Source organism: Enterococcus sp. HMSC076E04, from assembly GCF_001814285.1.
Classification (GTDB): Bacteria; Bacillota; Bacilli; order Lactobacillales; family Enterococcaceae; genus Enterococcus_B; species Enterococcus_B lactis.
On the sequence record NZ_KV815597.1, the window covers coordinates 44,620 to 60,868 of the forward strand.

The window sequence follows — 16,249 nt, forward strand, 5'->3', positions numbered from 1 at the left end:
TTCTTGGAGTTAAACGCTTCTGTCCCAGCCTCTAAAAATATAACGGTGTAGAGAAATGGTAATTTAGAAATATTCAAAATAACATAGCTTTATTTTTTCAATTATCTAAGTGTTTTTGTACTTAAGACTGCCAATTTTCAGGATCTTTTTTCCATTCTTTTAGCAGAGTTAATTCTTGCTCATCGATATAACGATCTTCTAAAGCTGCTTCGATCAATACAGAGTAATTGGTCAACGTCATAAGAGGGATTTCGGCTTTTTCGAAATTTGCTTTTCCTTTTGGCAACTCATACGTAAAGATAGCTGCAACACCAAGGATATCTGCACCTTCTCTTTTCGCTGCTTCAGCTGCTTCCAAGACGCTGCCTCCTGTAGAAATCAGATCCTCGATCACAACCATCTTCTGGCCTTCAACTATACGCCCTTCGATTTGATTGCCTTTCCCATGATCTTTCGCCTTACTTCGAATATAGACCATTGGCAAGTCTAATATTTCCGCTACCCATGCAGCATGAGGGATTCCTGCCGTTGCAGTTCCAGCAATTACTTGTACTTCAGGGAAAGCTTCTTTGATTTTGCTTGCTAAGCCTTTTGCGATCTCTTTTCGGACTTTTGGATAGCTCATCGTGATTCGGTTATCGCAGTAAATGGGGCTTTTGATTCCACTTGCCCAAGTAAAAGGATCACTTGGATTTAAAAATACTGCTTCAATCTCTAATAGATCTTTTGCGATACTTTGTTCTACATTCATTTTAGGTTGACTCCATTCTGTTTGAATCGTTCGGTATGCTTCATAAGGATCAGTTGCTTGTGTGATTGGTCGTCCCACAACGATGAAAGTTGAGCCAATCTCTCTTGCTTGAGAAGGTGTGACTACTCTTGTCTGATCTCCTGCGACTGTTCCTTCTGGTCTTATCCCTGGAGTTAAGCAAACAAATTCATCTCCCGCCGTTTCTTTGATCGCTTCTACTTCCCAAGCAGAAGAAACCACACCATCTAATCCTGCTTTTTTGGCACAGTTAGCGTAATGGATCACACTTTTTTCTAAAGGAACTTCGATTAGTTGATCTGCATGCATCTCCTCTTCACTTGTAGAGGTAAGTTGAGTGATAGCTAGAAGTAGCGGACGTTTCCCACCTTCTGGCGTTCCTTCTTCTAATCCACGCATTGCCGCCTCCATCATGCGAATACCGCCAGCTGCATGAACACATGTGACATCAACACCAAGCTTTGCCAGTCCCCGCATTGCTTTTTCGACCGTATTCGGAATATCGTGAAGTTTCAGATCTAAAAACACATCGTGACCAGCATCTTTTAGATAACGTACGATTTCAGGTCCTTCTTGGTAGAACAATTCCATTCCGATTTTCACAAACAATTTTTCTTCTTCTGGGAAAAAACGAAGAAAGTCTTCTACTTCTTGCCAAGTTGAAAAATCTAATGCAATGATTGGTCGTTGGTTTAGTTGGTTCATCGTTCACGTTCCTCTCTCACTTCTTTGATTAATCTTTCCAGTGACTCAATACCTAGTTCGCTCATTCGCACTGGGAGCTCTTTGATTAGTTTAGGACAGATATAGGGATCGGTGAAATTCGCAGTCCCTATAGCTACAGCGCTTGCTCCAGCCATAAACATCTCAAGAACATCGTCCACTGTCTGCACGCCGCCCATCCCAATGATTGGAAGATTGGATATACTTGCCACTTGATGAATCAAACGGATAGCGACAGGCTTGATTGCTGGTCCGGATAGTCCACCTGTTTGATTGGCTAAAATCGGTTTTCTTGTCTTAAGGTCAATCCGCATACCAAGTAGTGTATTGATCATTGTAAATCCATCTGCCCCTCCAGCTTCGATTGCCTGAGCGATTGGAACGATGTCTGTCACATTGGGGGATAGTTTGACATAGACAGGAACAGAAGCAACTTTCTTTACTGCTTGTGTTAATTGAAAAGCAACATCAGGATCTGTTCCAAAAGCGATACCGCCATGCTTGACATTTGGACAGGAAATATTCAGCTCGATTGCTTTCACATTTGGCGCTTCGCCGATTTTGCTACAAACTTCTACATAGTCTTCTTCGCAAGCACCAGCGACATTTGCGATGATGGGTAACTCATTGTACTCCTCTAATTCTGGAAGAAGTTTATGCATAACAACGTCTAGACCAGGATTTTGTAACCCAATCGCATTCAACATGCCCGATGGTGTTTCCGCCACTCTCGGTGTAGGATTGCCAAAGCGAGCATTTGGAGTCGTTGCCTTGACCATGATCGAACCAAGCTGATTCAAATCATAGTATTTTCCGTATTCTTTGCCAAAACCGAAACAGCCGCTTGCCGGCATGATAGGATTTTTTAATTCTAGGCCAGGAAGTTTGACCGCTAAAGGATTCTCATTCATATAATTACCTCTCCTATTTTAAAAATCGGTCCTTCGTCACAAACTTTCACACTTTTTGTTCCTGTTTCATCTTCCGGCGTATGACAAACGCAAGCATAGCAAGCCCCTATCCCACATGCCATGCGGGATTCTAATGATAACTGGACATTTTGATGCGAAGAAAACAGCTGTTCCACTGTCTTCAATAACCCGTTGGAACCACATGCAAAAACAGCTGTAGGTTTCGTCTTCGTTCCTAACAATAAATTACCGACATTTCCGTGCATACCGTATGTTCCATCGTCAGTAGCGATTCTTGTTTCTCCTAGACGATTAAATTCTTTTTCATAATAAACGACTTCATGTGTGGCAAAACCTAAAAAGTGCGTTGGTTTGATCCCTTTTTTGACTAACTGCTTTGATAACTCATACAGGGGAGGGACACCGATTCCTCCACCGATTATAAATACTTCGTCTCCTGTATGAAGACCAGATAAATCAAAACCATTACCTAAAGGACCCATGACATCTAAATGGTCTCCGGCAGAAAGAGTAGAGAAGACGCTAGTCCCCTCACCTTCCACCCGATAGATAATACGGCAAGTATTTGTCTCGTGATCGATATGATTCAAGCTAATCGGTCGGCGTAGCAGCAAGTCTGCACGCGGCACGAGGATATGCAAGAACTGTCCTGGTTGCTGCATTTCTTTTACTAGATCACCTTTTAATGTCATTTCAAAAATCTTTGGTGCCAGCTGTTTTTGCTGAACGATTTCCATCATTTCTTGTTTCATCTGTCCCCTCCTGTAACGGATTTTCTTCTTTCGGTCTTAACATGTGTACACCGTTAAATAGGGTTGGTTGAAAATGCACGAGATTCCATCACTCGAACGATTGCATCTGCTGTGTCTAAAGAAGTAAACAACGGAATACCATGTTCAACTGCTTCTCTTCGGATAATGAAGCCGTCTTTAGAAGCATTTCCCCGATCTTTATCAATCGTATTGACAACCACTTGTGTTTTACCATCTCGTATCAAGTCAACTACATTTTTTTCTGCTGCTTCCTCAGAAATTTTCGCAACTGTTTCAACGACCAAACCATGTTTTTCGAAATAGGCAGCTGTATGTTTCGTTCCTATCAGACTATAGCCGATTTCTGTAAAACGTTTAGCTAACTCTAGTGCTTCTTCTTTTGTTTCATCCGCAATCGTAAACAATACGGCTCCATATTCAGGCAAGTGTAATCCAGAAGCTTCAAATGCCTTGTACAAAGCTTTGTCTAATTGTCTGTCAGACCCCATTACTTCTCCAGTCGATTTCATTTCAGGCCCTAAGTAAGTATCGACTTTCTGCAATTTAGTAAAAGAAAAGACGGGCGCTTTAACATGGACTTCTTTTGTTTCCTTATAAAGTCCGTTTTCATAACCAAGTGTCTTTAATTTCTCTCCCAAAATAGCTTTCGTCGCAATTTGTGCCATTGGAATTCCTGTCACCTTACTTAAGAATGGAACAGTCCGACTTGCTCGAGGATTGACTTCGATCACATAAACCTCATTTTCATGGATGACGAACTGGATATTCATCATCCCGACACAGTTCAAACCTAATGCTAAACGGATCGTGTAGTCTTCAATCGTTTTCTTGATCGATTCAGATAATGTTTGAGGTGGATACACAGCCATTGAATCCCCTGAATGGACACCGGCACGCTCAATATGCTCCATGATCCCTGGGATGAGTACTGTTTCACCGTCACAAATCGCATCCACTTCGCATTCACCACCAAGCAAATAGCGGTCCACTAGTACTGGATGTTCTGGAGAAGCTTTCACAGCATGCTCCATGTAGTCTTCTAAATCTCGCTGATTTTCAACGATTTCCATCGCACGCCCGCCTAATACATAGCTTGGACGAACAAGAACTGGATAACCAATTCTCGAAGCGATAACCACGGCTTCTTCTTTACTTGTAGCAGTATCCCCTAAAGGTTGAGGAATACCCAACTCTTTCAGCGCTTGCTCGAATAAATCACGATTTTCCGCACGATCCAAGTCTTCGATCGTTGTCCCTAAGATTTTTACACCAGCAGCAGTCAAAGGTTCGGCTAAGTTGATTGCTGTCTGACCACCGAATTGAACGATTACTCCTATCGGCTGTTCTAGCTCGATCACATTCATCACATCTTCGAAGGTCAATGGCTCAAAATATAATTTATCCGAAATAGAAAAGTCAGTAGAAACTGTTTCCGGATTGCTGTTCATGATGATTGCCTCGTATCCTGCCTGCTGGATTGCTTTGACAGAATGCACAGTCGCATAGTCAAATTCAACTCCTTGTCCGATACGGATAGGACCAGATCCCAGTACTAGAACTGAGGGCTTTTCTGATCGTGAACTTTCATTTTCATATTCATAGGAACTATAAAAATAAGGCGTTTTTGATTCGAATTCCGCTGCACAAGTGTCAACCATCTTATATACAGGAATCAAATCATTTTCTTTTCTCATCTGGCGAACGGCTTCTTCGTTTATTTCCCACAGCTCCGCCACTTTTTTGTCTGTAAAACCATTTTGTTTCGCTGTTTTCAATATCCTGTCATCCAACGGCTGCTGTTTCAACTGCTGTTCGATTTCTACGATATGCAACAGTTTATCTAAAAAGAATAAATCGATTTTTGTCAAATCTGCCAATTCTTCTATGGTGTACCCTCTTCTAATAGCTTCAGCTACATAAAACAGGCGATCATCTTGTGCTCGAACCACTTTTTGGATTAGGTCATCGTCCGTGATGTCTGCCAACTCAGGAAGTTCGATATGGTGTGTACCGATTTCTAAAGAACGCACAGCTTTCAATAAAGACTCTTCGATATTTCGACCGATAGCCATCACTTCACCAGTTGCTTTCATCTGTGTGCCTAAAAGCCGTTCTCCGTTTTCAAACTTATCAAATGGCCAGCGAGGAATTTTAGCTACAACATAATCTAATGCAGGTTCAAATTCTGCAAAAGTCGTTCCTGTGACAGGATTTTTCATTTCGTCTAATGTTAATCCAAGCGCTATTTTAGCAGCTAGCTTAGCGATCGGATAACCAGTCGCCTTACTTGCTAACGCCGATGAACGAGAAACACGCGGATTGACTTCAATCACATAATAATTAAGGCTATGTGGATCAAGAGCAAGTTGGACGTTACAGCCTCCTTCGATCTTAAGTGCTCGAATAATCGAAAGAGAAGCATCACGAAGCATTTGATATTCATGGTCAGACAATGTCTGGCTAGGAGCAAATACGATAGAATCACCTGTATGGATACCCACTGGGTCAAAATTTTCCATATTGCAGACAACGATTGCATTATCAGCCGAATCTCTCATCACTTCATATTCAATTTCTTTAAAACCCGCAATACTTCGTTCAATCAAACATTGGGTAGCTGGGGAAAGACTTAATCCATTTTCTGAGACTGTTCGTAATTTTTCTTCATTTTCACACATGCCTCCACCAGTCCCGCCTAAAGTAAAGGCTGGACGAACGATGACGGGATAGCCGATTTTATTTGCAAACGCTACAGCTTCTTCTACTGTATTGACGATTTCAGATTCGGGGATCGGCTGATTCAATTCTTTCATCAACTGTTTGAATAGATCACGGTCTTCTGCTTGATCGATCGCAGAAAGCTTCGTTCCTAGAAGTTCTATGTTCAATTCTTCTAAAATACCAGATGCTGCCAGCTCCATTGCCATATTGAGGCCTGTCTGTCCGCCTAAAGTTGGAAGGAGAGCATCTGGACGCTCTTTTCGAAGAATCCTTGATACAAATTCAAGTGTGATCGGTTCGATATATACTTGATCTGCCACTTCTTTGTCCGTCATGATCGTCGCAGGATTAGAATTTACTAAAACCACTTCATATCCTTCTTCTTTTAAGGCAAGACAAGCTTGTGTTCCTGCGTAGTCAAATTCTGCGGCTTGACCAATGATGATCGGACCAGATCCAATCACCATAATTTTCTTGATATCTGTACGTTTCGGCATCTGTTTACTGCTCCTTTCCTGCATCCATCATTTCCATAAATTCATCAAATAAATGTAGTGCATCATGCGGACCAGGGGCAGCATCTGGATGAAACTGCACACTGAAAGCGGGATAATCTCTGTGTTTGACTCCTTCTACTGTTCCGTCATTCACTTCTACATGGGTTACGATGAGTTTTTCTGGATCAATCGTGGCTTCATCGACTGCATAGCCATGATTTTGAGAAGTAAAATCAATTCTTCCGGTCGCTACTTCTCGGACTGGATGATTTAATCCTCGATGTCCGAATTTCATTTTATAGGTATCTGCACCGTTAGCTAAAGCAAATAACTGGTGGCCAAGGCAAATACCAAAAATCGGTACTTTTCCTTGGATTTTTTTGATCATTTCGATTGCTTCTGGCACATCTTTTGGATCACCAGGTCCATTCGTCAGCATGACTCCGTCTGGTGATAGCGCTAAAATCGTCTCGGCATCTGTGTTATAGGGAAGTACTGTGAGGTTACAGTTTCTTTTACTCAATTCTCGTAAAATACTATGTTTCAAGCCGAAGTCAATGACGATGACTTTCCGTCCTGTTCCTGGACTTGGATAGGGTTTGTTAGTGGAGACTTGCTGCACTTGATTGGTTGCTAGAACGGTTGCTTTCAGCTGATCAAATGCATGTTCGAAGGAATCTCCAGCATCAACGATACTTGCTTTCATCGTTCCGACTTCACGGATTTTACGAGTAAGGGCGCGCGTATCGATACCTGATATTCCAGGAATCCCTTTTTGTTTCAAAAATGAATCTAGCGTCATTTGGTTTCGCCAGTTTGAAGCTACACGCGCGTGCTCTTTTACTACTACTCCTTTGCATGTTGGAGAAATCGATTCATAATCATCTCTATTTACCCCATAATTGCCCACCATAGGATAGGTAAATGTAATGATTTGACCGTTGAAACTTTGATCGGTGATGGTTTCTTGATAACCAGTCATACTTGTTGTAAAAACGATTTCTCCGAAGACATTTACATCCGCGCCGAAAGCTTTTCCTTCGAAAACTGTTCCATCTTCTAATATAAGCAAACGTTCCATACTTTTATTCTCCCTTCTGCCACACAAGTTTTCCGTTGACAAAAGTCATTTGTGTTTCGCCTTTTACTTTCCAGCCGATAAAAGGTGTATTTTCCCCTTTTGATAAAAAGTCTTCTTTATCGATCGTGCAAGTTTTTGTAATATCAAAAATTGCTACATCAGCGGGTGCGCCGACTGTCAGCGTTCCTGCATTCAAACCAAAAATCTCAGCCGGTTTAACTGCCAACCAATTGATTACTTGTTCCAATGTGAATTGTCCAGTTTCTACAAAATGAGTGTAGATCAGTTGGAATGCTGTTTCGCTTCCTACGATGCCAAATGGTGATTTCATGAAGCTTTGGCTTTTTTCTTCTAATCCATGTGGGGCATGATCTGTAGCGATACAATCGATTGTGCCGTCAAGCAAACCTTCGATCAAGGCCTCCCTGTCCTCCCGTCCTCTTAGCGGTGGATTCATTTTCCAAAAGCCGAAATCTTCGGGAATATCTTCGTCGATTAAAATAAGATGATGGGGCGAAACTTCCGCTGTTACGTGGATTCCTGCTTTTTTTGCGTCTCTGATTATTCGGACACTCTCTTTAGTAGATACGTGGCACACATGGTAATGAACACCAGTTGCTTCAGCTAGCAACAAATCTCTGGCGATTTGAGAAGACTCGGTTACACTTAAGATCCCGGGAAGACCAAGTTCTTCTGCCTTCTTGCCAGCGTGCATAACACCGCCAAATAATAAAGATTCGTCTTCTGTATGGGCTACTAGTGCTTTATTGTTTTTCGCAGCTTCTTTCATAGCCAGATACATCGTTCCAGCCGTTTGGACACCTACACCGTCATTTGTGAAAGCAAAAGCACCTTCTTCAATCAGTGCTTCTTGATCAACTAATTTCTCACTTCGCAGATTTTCTGTGATTGGCGCATACTGTAATACCTTCACAACTGCATCTTTTCTAATGATGTCATATACTTGTTTCAGCTTTTCTGCCGTATCAGGTACAGGATTTAAATTCGGCATCGCGCATACAGTAGTAAAACCACCACGTGCAGCTGAGCGAGTTCCAGCTTCGATCGTCTCCTTGTATGTAAATCCTGGCTCTCTCAAATGGACATGGACGTCCACTAAACCAGGTGTGATCAATTGTCCCTTTGCATCAAACACTTCATCAAATTCGGCTTCTGAGAATCCTGTACCGATTGCTTTGATTCGCCCATCTTCTATCCAAATTTCTGCTGGTGTCGTCATATTTTTTCGTGTATTGATCTGACCGTTTTTAATGAGTGTTTTCATTTTTTCATCCTCCTATAATTACGCTTTTCCATTTAGCACTGCTTCTAAGATTGCCATTCTGACAAAGACACCATTGCTCATTTGTTGAACGATTCGTGACTGTAATCCTTCCACTAATGAATCAGCTAATTCCACATCGCGGTTAACTGGTGCTGGGTGCATAATGATTGCATGTTTTTGCAGCTTCTTCGCACGTTCAACTGTCAAACCATATTCCTGATGGTAGCCTTCTTTTGAGAAGCTTTCTTTTCCATCATGGCGTTCGTGTTGCACTCGAAGCATCATCATGACATCAACTTGATTTAGCAGTTCGTCCAATGGCATATAATGTCCGTATACTTCGAACTCCTCATCGTACCATTCTCTAGGACCTGAGAAGAATACTTGTGCACCTAAGCGTTTTAACATCTGCATATTGGATTTCGCTACCCGAGAGTGAGTGATGTCCCCTACAATGGCAACTTTCAGTCCTTCAAAGTGTCCAAATTCTTCATAAATCGTCATCAAATCAAGCAAGCATTGGGTTGGATGCTGTCCGCTTCCGTCTCCCCCATTAATAATCGAGCACTGGATGGTTTTGCTTTGTATCAGTTCGTCATAATAGTTCTCATCACCATGACGGATGACCGCTACGTCTACACCTAATGCAGACATCGTCAGTACTGTATCGTATAACGTTTCTCCTTTTTGGACAGAGCTTGTACTTGCTTCAAATTCAATCACTTCGAGCCCTAGTTTTTTCTCCGCTACGTCAAAACTTTTATGTGTGCGGGTACTATTTTCGAAAAAGAGGTTTGTAGCAAAGTACTGGCGCTTTTGCGGAGTCCAATTAGCCCCTTGCTTGAATTCTTGCCCTCTGCGAATCAAGCCCATAACTTCTTGGTCAGTAAGTGCCTCAACGGTCAATAAATGCTTTAAACTGATACGTTCTGATTTGATGATCATAATGTTTCCTCCTTAGTTTTCTTCGCTTCGTGAAGTTTCTGGTAAGATAAGATTTAAAATGATGCCAAGTACAGTTGCTAACGCCATTGCCGACAATGTAAATGTGCCTACTTCAAAGACAAGTCCGCCAATTCCTACTACTAGGATAACTGAAGCAATCAACAGATTTTTCTTTTTGTCAAAATCGATTTTGTTCTCGATCAAAATCTTCATTCCGCTTGCTGCAATGACGCCAAACAAGATAAAACTGATTCCTGAGATGACTGGTCCAGGGATACTTAAAATCAAAGCGCTTAATTTTCCTACGAATCCCAAAACGACTGCAAAAACTGCAGCTCCCCCAATCACAAACACGCTGTGGACGCGTGTGATAGCCAGAACACCAATGTTTTCGCCGTAACTTGTTACAGGAGGTCCACCAACGAAGGCTGCTACGATTTGTGCTAAGCCATCACCTGTCAACGTCTTATGAAGACCCGGTTCTTCAAAGAAATTACGTTTAGTTAGTTTATTCAATACCATAAGATGGCCGATATGCTCTGTCATCGTCACAAAAGCGATGGGTGCCATTGTTGTGATTGCTCCAAGATATAGCTTTGGTTCATATTGTACAAATGGAATCTCAAAGTTAGGAACAGCAAACCAGGCAGCGTCTACGATTGGCTTAGTATCCACGATTCCAAACAGCAAGGCTACGATGTACCCGCTAATAATACCTAGTAAAATCGGAATCAATCCGAGAAAACCTCTTAGCCACATGTTGAAGAAGATGGTCAATCCTAATGTGATCAGTGCTACGGCAATATACTTGAAATCATATGTGCCTTGATTATACATAGCATTTGTTGCTGCATTTGCCGCAAGTCCCAACCCGATAACCATGATGACTGGGCCGACGACGATCGGAGGCAAGATTTTATCCAGCCATGCTGAACCGATCTTTTTGATGATCAGCGCAACAATCAAGTAGACTAATCCAGTTGTGACTGCTCCTTGTGCAATCGCTGGATAACCATCTGTTTTCATCAAAAGCTGCATCGCCGCAATGAAAGCGAAGCTGCTTCCTAAGTACGCCGGTATCTTTCCTTTAGTAGTAAATAAGTACACCAATGTCCCTAGTCCTGAACTGACTAGCGCGATACCTGGATCGATCCCTACTAAGATAGGTACTAACACGGTTGCTCCGAACATCGTGAACAAGTGTTGTAAACTTAATCCAACCCAATGTCCTGGGGTTGGGCGATCGTGGATATCTAACACCACGTCATCATTATGAAATCCTTTTTTCTCCGACATGTTTCTCTCTCCTCTAATCTTCCTCTTTCAAAATCATGATGCGATCTTGTCCATCAATCTCTTGCATCTCTACTAAAATCTCTTCCGCCCGAGATGTTGGAATGTTCTTTCCAACATAATCTGCACGGATTGGCAATTCTCGATGCCCACGATCTACTAGGACTGCTAATGAAATTTTTCTTGGTCTGCCAAAATCCATTACTGCGTCCATTGCCGCTCGAATCGTTCGTCCTGTATACAAAACATCATCAATCAAAATAACTTCTTTTCCTTCTAAGGAAACTGGGATGTCAGAAGAATGAAGTTCCGGTTCTTCTGGATTTTCTTTTTTGTCATCTCGGTATAAAGTGATATCTAGTTCTCCCACAGGAATATCGATATCTTCTAGTTGCTTCAAACGTTCAGCGATTCTTGATGCAATGTAGATCCCTCGTGTTTTGATACCTACCAATACGATATCTTGGATACTATGGTTTCTCTCGATAATCTCATAAGTAATTCGAGTCAATGCTCGCTTCATCGTTACCTGATCTACTACTTCTTTTGCTTGCATTTTCATTCCCCCTACTTTTTTGCATAAAAAAACTCCTGCCCTAAGAGGACAGGAGGAATGTTTAGACTGAGCGTATACTGATACACTGATAGCTATACTATGTCAATGAGCAATTTACTTTATGGCGCACCATACGTATCCTTGCTCCCACCCTTCTTAGCCTCACGGGACTAAACTTAAAGGAATTCTATTAAGTTTTATGCTTTCGTTGTTAATTACTATACCGTTATCCAAATTAAAATGCAATGTTTTTTCTTAATTTTTCTAAAGTTTTTTCAAAAACTTCTGGAAGAGGTGCTTCAAAGACCATCTTTTCGTTTGTAGTCGGGTGTGTAAAACCTAGCATTTGCGCATGGAGAAACTGGCCATTGCCTTTCAAAGTTTTCTTCGGTCCATATACTGGATCTCCAGCTAACGGATAGCCGATATACTTCATATGCACGCGGATCTGATGTGTTCTTCCAGTTTCCAGTTTTAATTCAACCAGAGTAAAACCTTCAAAACGTTCCAACACAGTAAAATGCGTGACAGCTGGCTTCCCGTCTTCTCTTATCGCCTGCATTTTTCGGTTTTCTTTCGAACGGCCGATTGGCGCATTGATCGTGCCTTTTTCGTGAGGAATCTCTCCATGGACTAAAGCAACATATTTACGTAAAGAAGTCTTATCTTTTAGTTGCTTAGCTAATGATTCGTGTGCCTGGTCATTTTTAGCAACCATCAGCAGACCTGAAGTATCTTTGTCGATTCGGTGGACGATACCTGGTCGGATAACCCCGTTGATCGTAGAAAGATCCTTGATATGATACATCAGCGCATTGACCATTGTGCCATGCGTATGACCTGCTGAAGGATGAACGACCATTCCTTGGGGTTTATTGATTACCGCAACATCTTCATCTTCGTAAACGATGGTCAACGGGATGTTCTCTGGGACAACATCTAATGTTTCTGGTTCAGGAATCAAGACAGTGATCTCGTCTCCTTGTTTTACTTTGTAATTTGCTTTGACTGGTTGTCCATTGACAGAAACCGCACGTTCTTTCAGCCACAATTGAATTTGCGAACGGCTGTAATCACTGAATAGATTAGTCAATACTTTATCGATCCTACCAGATTCATGGCGAATCGTTGTTTTAAGTTCGGTCATTTTTTCCTTTGATCCTTTTCATCTAAAATAATATAAATTAATATACAGATCACTCCACATACAAGTGTCACATCTGCTACATTGAAAATTGGAAAGTTCATAAAGTCTGTTTGAAACATATCTACTACATAGCCAAGTCGGAGACGATCAATAAAGTTGCCAATCGCACCAGCTAGAATCAGGCTCAATCCAATCATGAACCAGCGATTGCCTTTTTCCCGATTTTTAATCATCAATGTGAGAATCACAACGACTGCAATGAGTGTCACTATAGTAAAGAACCACATCTTCCCTTCTAGCATACTCCATGCGGCTCCAGTGTTTCGAATATGATTCAGTGACAAAATACCTGGTATAAGACTTTTCGTCTCTCCAAGCGCTAAATTATCAGTGATCCACCATTTGACCAGCTGATCCACTCCCACTAGCAGAGCGCTGAATATCCAATAAATAATTAACAAAAAATCAATCCTTTTCTATTTGTTTATAAATATCGCGAGGTCGTATGATCCCAAGCAGATTACCATCGGGATTCCCATCTTTAGTGATAAGTACGGCTTCCAAAGTTCCTTGCTCGCGAAACATCGCTTCAACCTCGTAAATATGTGTTTTTGCTGGAACAAAATGATAATTTGTGTACTTCCCATTCTGGATAATCAAATCCAATGCTCGTTTATTTGTTAAATCAACAGGACCTTTTTGGCTTTCTTTTGCTAGCCAAAATCCGATATTCCGTAAAGTAATCAATGCTACAAATTTTCCTTTATTATATAACGGAAACTGTGAATACCTTTTTTCTGCTACTATCTTTAACAGTTCAAGTAGCGGAAGATCTTGCTCAAAACCTGTTACACGTTTTGCAAATCGAGGTAGTACGGTTTCTGGGCGTATCAGTTCTTGTTCGATCAACTGGATTCGCTTGACTGTCCAATCATTTGGTTCTGCAATGACAAAATCGACGGCGATTCGGTCATGGACGATTGCATTCCTTAACTGAGCAAGCTGTAAAAGATCATCTTCATATTTTCTGATCATCAATTGTTTTCTTTGAGCTAGGCGTCTGACAAGTTCGGTAAATCCCATGTTTCGTGCATTTCCCATCTCGTCTCTCATCCATTTTTCGATTCGATTGAAACTGATTAAAAAAAGATCAGAGTTTGCCATAATTTTCCTCCTTGATCAAATATGCCCGGTTTTTTATATAGAAAAAGAACGCAAATAACACGATAACTGCAAAAAAACTGAAAAATAGATTTTGTAGGAAAACGGCCCCCAATCCAGTTGCCAGAAATAAGAACGGGTAGATTTGAAGAATCAAACCATTCATTGTGATCACATAAACAGGCTTTGCTTCTTTCACTGTATAAACGGGGCTTTTTAGCCAATAAAAGGTGACCTGCATCGTAAAGGGCACTTCCAGATCAAGCGTTATCTTTTGTTCATGATTGAGAACACTGCGTTTTTCATTATTGATTCTTAATTGAATCGAGCTGCCCATACCGTAAAAACCGGTTTTTCTTATAAATGTCGTTTTCATCGTACCCTCCTATTATGCTTTAGTATAGCTCAAAATACAATAAAGAAAAAGAATGATCCTAGTGCAAACACAATTAATCTCTTGACACCTTCAAAAAAAGAAGCTGTAGTCAAAATACAGCTCCTCTTATGTTTAATGAAAGTCATTTAGTATACGGTAGATTATAATCAAGCTTAAAACAATCCCAATACTTCTCCGTCGTTTGTCACGTCCATATTTAATGCAGCAGGTTTTTTAGGCAAACCAGGCATCGTCATAACATCCCCAGTTAAGGCTACTAAAAATCCTGCCCCTAATTTTGGGATGATCTCTCGGATCGTGATGGTGAAATCTTCAGGTGCGCCTAGCAATGAAGGATCATCAGAGAATGAATATTGGGTTTTCGCCATACAAATCGGCAAATTATTCCATCCATTTTTCGTAAATTCTTCTATTTGTTTTTGCGCCTTTTTACTAAAAACAACACCATTTCCTCCGTAGATTTTCTTGACGATTGTTTCAGTCTTTTCTTGTATCGTTTCTTCTAGGCGATACAATGGCTTGTAATCAGCCTCTTTTCTATCAATCAATCGTACCACAGCTTCTGCTAAATCAACGCCACCTTCTGCTCCATTTGCCCATACACTTGCTCTTTTAGCAAGGATTCCCTGATCTTCGCACAAGTGCTCCAGCAGTGTAAGCTCACTATCTGTATCTGTTACGAATTCATTGATTGCAACGATCACAGGGAGTTGGTATTGTTCCATGTTACGTATATGACGTTTTAAATTTGCAAAACCTATTTTCAAAGCGTCAAGATTCTCATTTTTAAGTTCATCTTTTTTCATTCCACCATGCATTTTCAATGCGCGGATTGTTGCGACGATCACCACTGCATCCGGCGCTTTTTTCAAGTTAGGTACTTTGATATCTAAAAATTTCTCTCCGCCAAGATCTGCACCAAATCCTGCCTCTGTGACAACGTAATCTGCTAATCTCAATGCTGTCTTGGTAGCTAAAATACTATTGCAGCCATGGGCGATATTGGCAAACGGTCCCCCGTGGACAAAAGCTGGTGTTCCGTAAATTGTTTGTACAAGATTCGGCTTGATTGCATCTTTCAGCAGTAATGCCAGAGCGCCTTCTGCTTTCAAGTCTCCAGCAGTCACAGGCTGACGGTCAAATGTATAGCCGACAACGATCCTTGCAAGACGAGCCTTTAAATCTTCAAGGTCTGCCGCAAGACACAAGATAGCCATGATTTCGCTAGCAACTGTGATATCAAACCCATCTTCTCTTGGGACACCTTGGATTGGCCCACCCAAGCCAACGATTACTTTACGCAGTTCACGATCATTGAGATCGACTACCCGTTTCCAAATCACTCGGCGGGCATCGATGTTCAATTCATTTCCTTGATGAATATGATTATCTAAAAGAGCAGATAATGCATTATTAGCTGTTGTGATAGCATGCATGTCACCAGTAAAATGCAAGTTGATATCTTCCATAGGCAATACCTGTGCATATCCTCCGCCTGCAGCACCACCTTTGATTCCCATCACAGGACCAAGTGAGGGTTCTCGCAATGCAATAACAGATTTTTTATTGATTTTATTAAGCGCGTCTCCTAATCCTACAGTGATCGTTGACTTTCCTTCGCCAGCTGGTGTTGGATTGATGGAAGTAACTAAGATCAAATGCCCCTCAGCGTTATCCTTTGATCGATTGATTCCAGAAAAATTGATTTTCGCCTTATATTTCCCATACAGTTCCAAATCGTCTTCCTTAAGATCTAATTTACTAGCTACTTCAATAATCGGTTCTAGCTCTGTTTCTTGTGAAATTTGCAGATCACTCTTCATTTGATTACCCCTTTTCACGAACTTTATTCAACAAAACATCTTCTTTGTTAAGATATGCCAATTATACCTTTTTTTATTCAGAAAAAAAACATTAAATTACAGGTTTTTAATTTATTTGACGTACTTATAAATACTCTTTATAATGA

14 protein-coding genes and 1 pseudogene are annotated in these 16,249 nt (G+C 41.1%); all 15 read right to left on the minus strand.

Annotated features, from left to right (window positions below):
• Nucleotides 1–121: 121 nt before the first annotated feature.
• The 15 genes and pseudogenes from pyrE to HMPREF2961_RS06985 all read right to left on the minus strand — a co-directional run bounded on the left by pyrE (nucleotide 122) and on the right by HMPREF2961_RS06985 (nucleotide 16,103).
• Nucleotides 122–751: an orotate phosphoribosyltransferase gene (gene pyrE, locus HMPREF2961_RS15725; protein WP_029744090.1), complete on the minus strand. Its 630-nt coding sequence runs from the start codon at nucleotides 749–751 to the stop codon at nucleotides 122–124.
• Nucleotides 752–760: 9 nt separating this feature from the next.
• Nucleotides 761–1,474: pseudogene (pyrF, locus tag HMPREF2961_RS15730) on the minus strand (orotidine-5'-phosphate decarboxylase); the annotation flags it as partial.
• Nucleotides 1,471–2,403, minus strand: coding sequence for a dihydroorotate dehydrogenase (locus HMPREF2961_RS06925; RefSeq protein WP_002315057.1), 933 nt, complete (start codon nucleotides 2,401–2,403; stop codon nucleotides 1,471–1,473). The pseudogene pyrF and the gene HMPREF2961_RS06925, both read right to left, overlap by 4 nt.
• Entirely contained in the window at nucleotides 2,400–3,176 is a 777-nt protein-coding gene (locus HMPREF2961_RS06930; protein WP_002315058.1) for a dihydroorotate dehydrogenase electron transfer subunit, read from the minus strand. Before HMPREF2961_RS06930 ends, HMPREF2961_RS06925 begins: the two co-directional genes overlap by 4 nt.
• 53 nt (nucleotides 3,177–3,229) lie before the next feature.
• Nucleotides 3,230–6,415 carry a carbamoyl-phosphate synthase large subunit gene (gene carB, locus HMPREF2961_RS06935; protein ID WP_070704397.1) on the minus strand — a complete coding sequence of 1,062 codons (3,186 nt, stop codon included), beginning with the start codon at nucleotides 6,413–6,415 and terminating at the stop codon, nucleotides 3,230–3,232.
• A gap of 4 nt (nucleotides 6,416–6,419) precedes the next feature.
• Entirely contained in the window at nucleotides 6,420–7,496 is a 1,077-nt protein-coding gene (locus HMPREF2961_RS06940; protein ID WP_002315060.1) for a carbamoyl phosphate synthase small subunit, read from the minus strand.
• Between the two features lie 4 nt (nucleotides 7,497–7,500).
• On the minus strand, nucleotides 7,501–8,781 hold the full coding sequence (locus HMPREF2961_RS06945) for a dihydroorotase (protein ID WP_002315061.1): 1,281 nt from the start codon (nucleotides 8,779–8,781) through the stop codon (nucleotides 7,501–7,503).
• Between the two features lie 18 nt (nucleotides 8,782–8,799).
• Nucleotides 8,800–9,726: an aspartate carbamoyltransferase catalytic subunit gene (locus HMPREF2961_RS06950; protein ID WP_002315062.1), complete on the minus strand. Its 927-nt coding sequence runs from the start codon at nucleotides 9,724–9,726 to the stop codon at nucleotides 8,800–8,802.
• A 12-nt stretch (nucleotides 9,727–9,738) separates the two neighbouring features.
• Nucleotides 9,739–11,022, minus strand: coding sequence for a solute carrier family 23 protein (locus HMPREF2961_RS06955; protein WP_002315063.1), 1,284 nt, complete (start codon nucleotides 11,020–11,022; stop codon nucleotides 9,739–9,741).
• Between the two features lie 13 nt (nucleotides 11,023–11,035).
• Nucleotides 11,036–11,575 (minus strand): bifunctional pyr operon transcriptional regulator/uracil phosphoribosyltransferase PyrR, encoded by a 540-nt coding sequence (pyrR, locus tag HMPREF2961_RS06960; protein WP_070704400.1) that lies wholly within the window; start codon nucleotides 11,573–11,575, stop codon nucleotides 11,036–11,038.
• 235 nt (nucleotides 11,576–11,810) lie between these two features.
• Nucleotides 11,811–12,722 (minus strand): RluA family pseudouridine synthase, encoded by a 912-nt coding sequence (locus tag HMPREF2961_RS06965; RefSeq protein ID WP_002315064.1) that lies wholly within the window; start codon nucleotides 12,720–12,722, stop codon nucleotides 11,811–11,813.
• On the minus strand, nucleotides 12,719–13,183 hold the full coding sequence (gene lspA, locus HMPREF2961_RS06970) for a signal peptidase II (RefSeq protein ID WP_002309326.1): 465 nt from the start codon (nucleotides 13,181–13,183) through the stop codon (nucleotides 12,719–12,721). Before lspA ends, HMPREF2961_RS06965 begins: the two co-directional genes overlap by 4 nt.
• A gap of 4 nt (nucleotides 13,184–13,187) precedes the next feature.
• Nucleotides 13,188–13,886: a CBS domain-containing protein gene (locus tag HMPREF2961_RS06975; RefSeq protein ID WP_002309327.1), complete on the minus strand. Its 699-nt coding sequence runs from the start codon at nucleotides 13,884–13,886 to the stop codon at nucleotides 13,188–13,190.
• Nucleotides 13,873–14,259, minus strand: coding sequence for a hypothetical protein (locus tag HMPREF2961_RS06980; protein ID WP_002315065.1), 387 nt, complete (start codon nucleotides 14,257–14,259; stop codon nucleotides 13,873–13,875). Before HMPREF2961_RS06980 ends, HMPREF2961_RS06975 begins: the two co-directional genes overlap by 14 nt.
• A 173-nt stretch (nucleotides 14,260–14,432) precedes the next feature.
• A complete protein-coding gene (locus tag HMPREF2961_RS06985; protein WP_024636296.1) occupies nucleotides 14,433–16,103 on the minus strand; it encodes a formate--tetrahydrofolate ligase in 1,671 nt (556 codons plus the stop codon).
• Nucleotides 16,104–16,249: the final 146 nt, after the last annotated feature.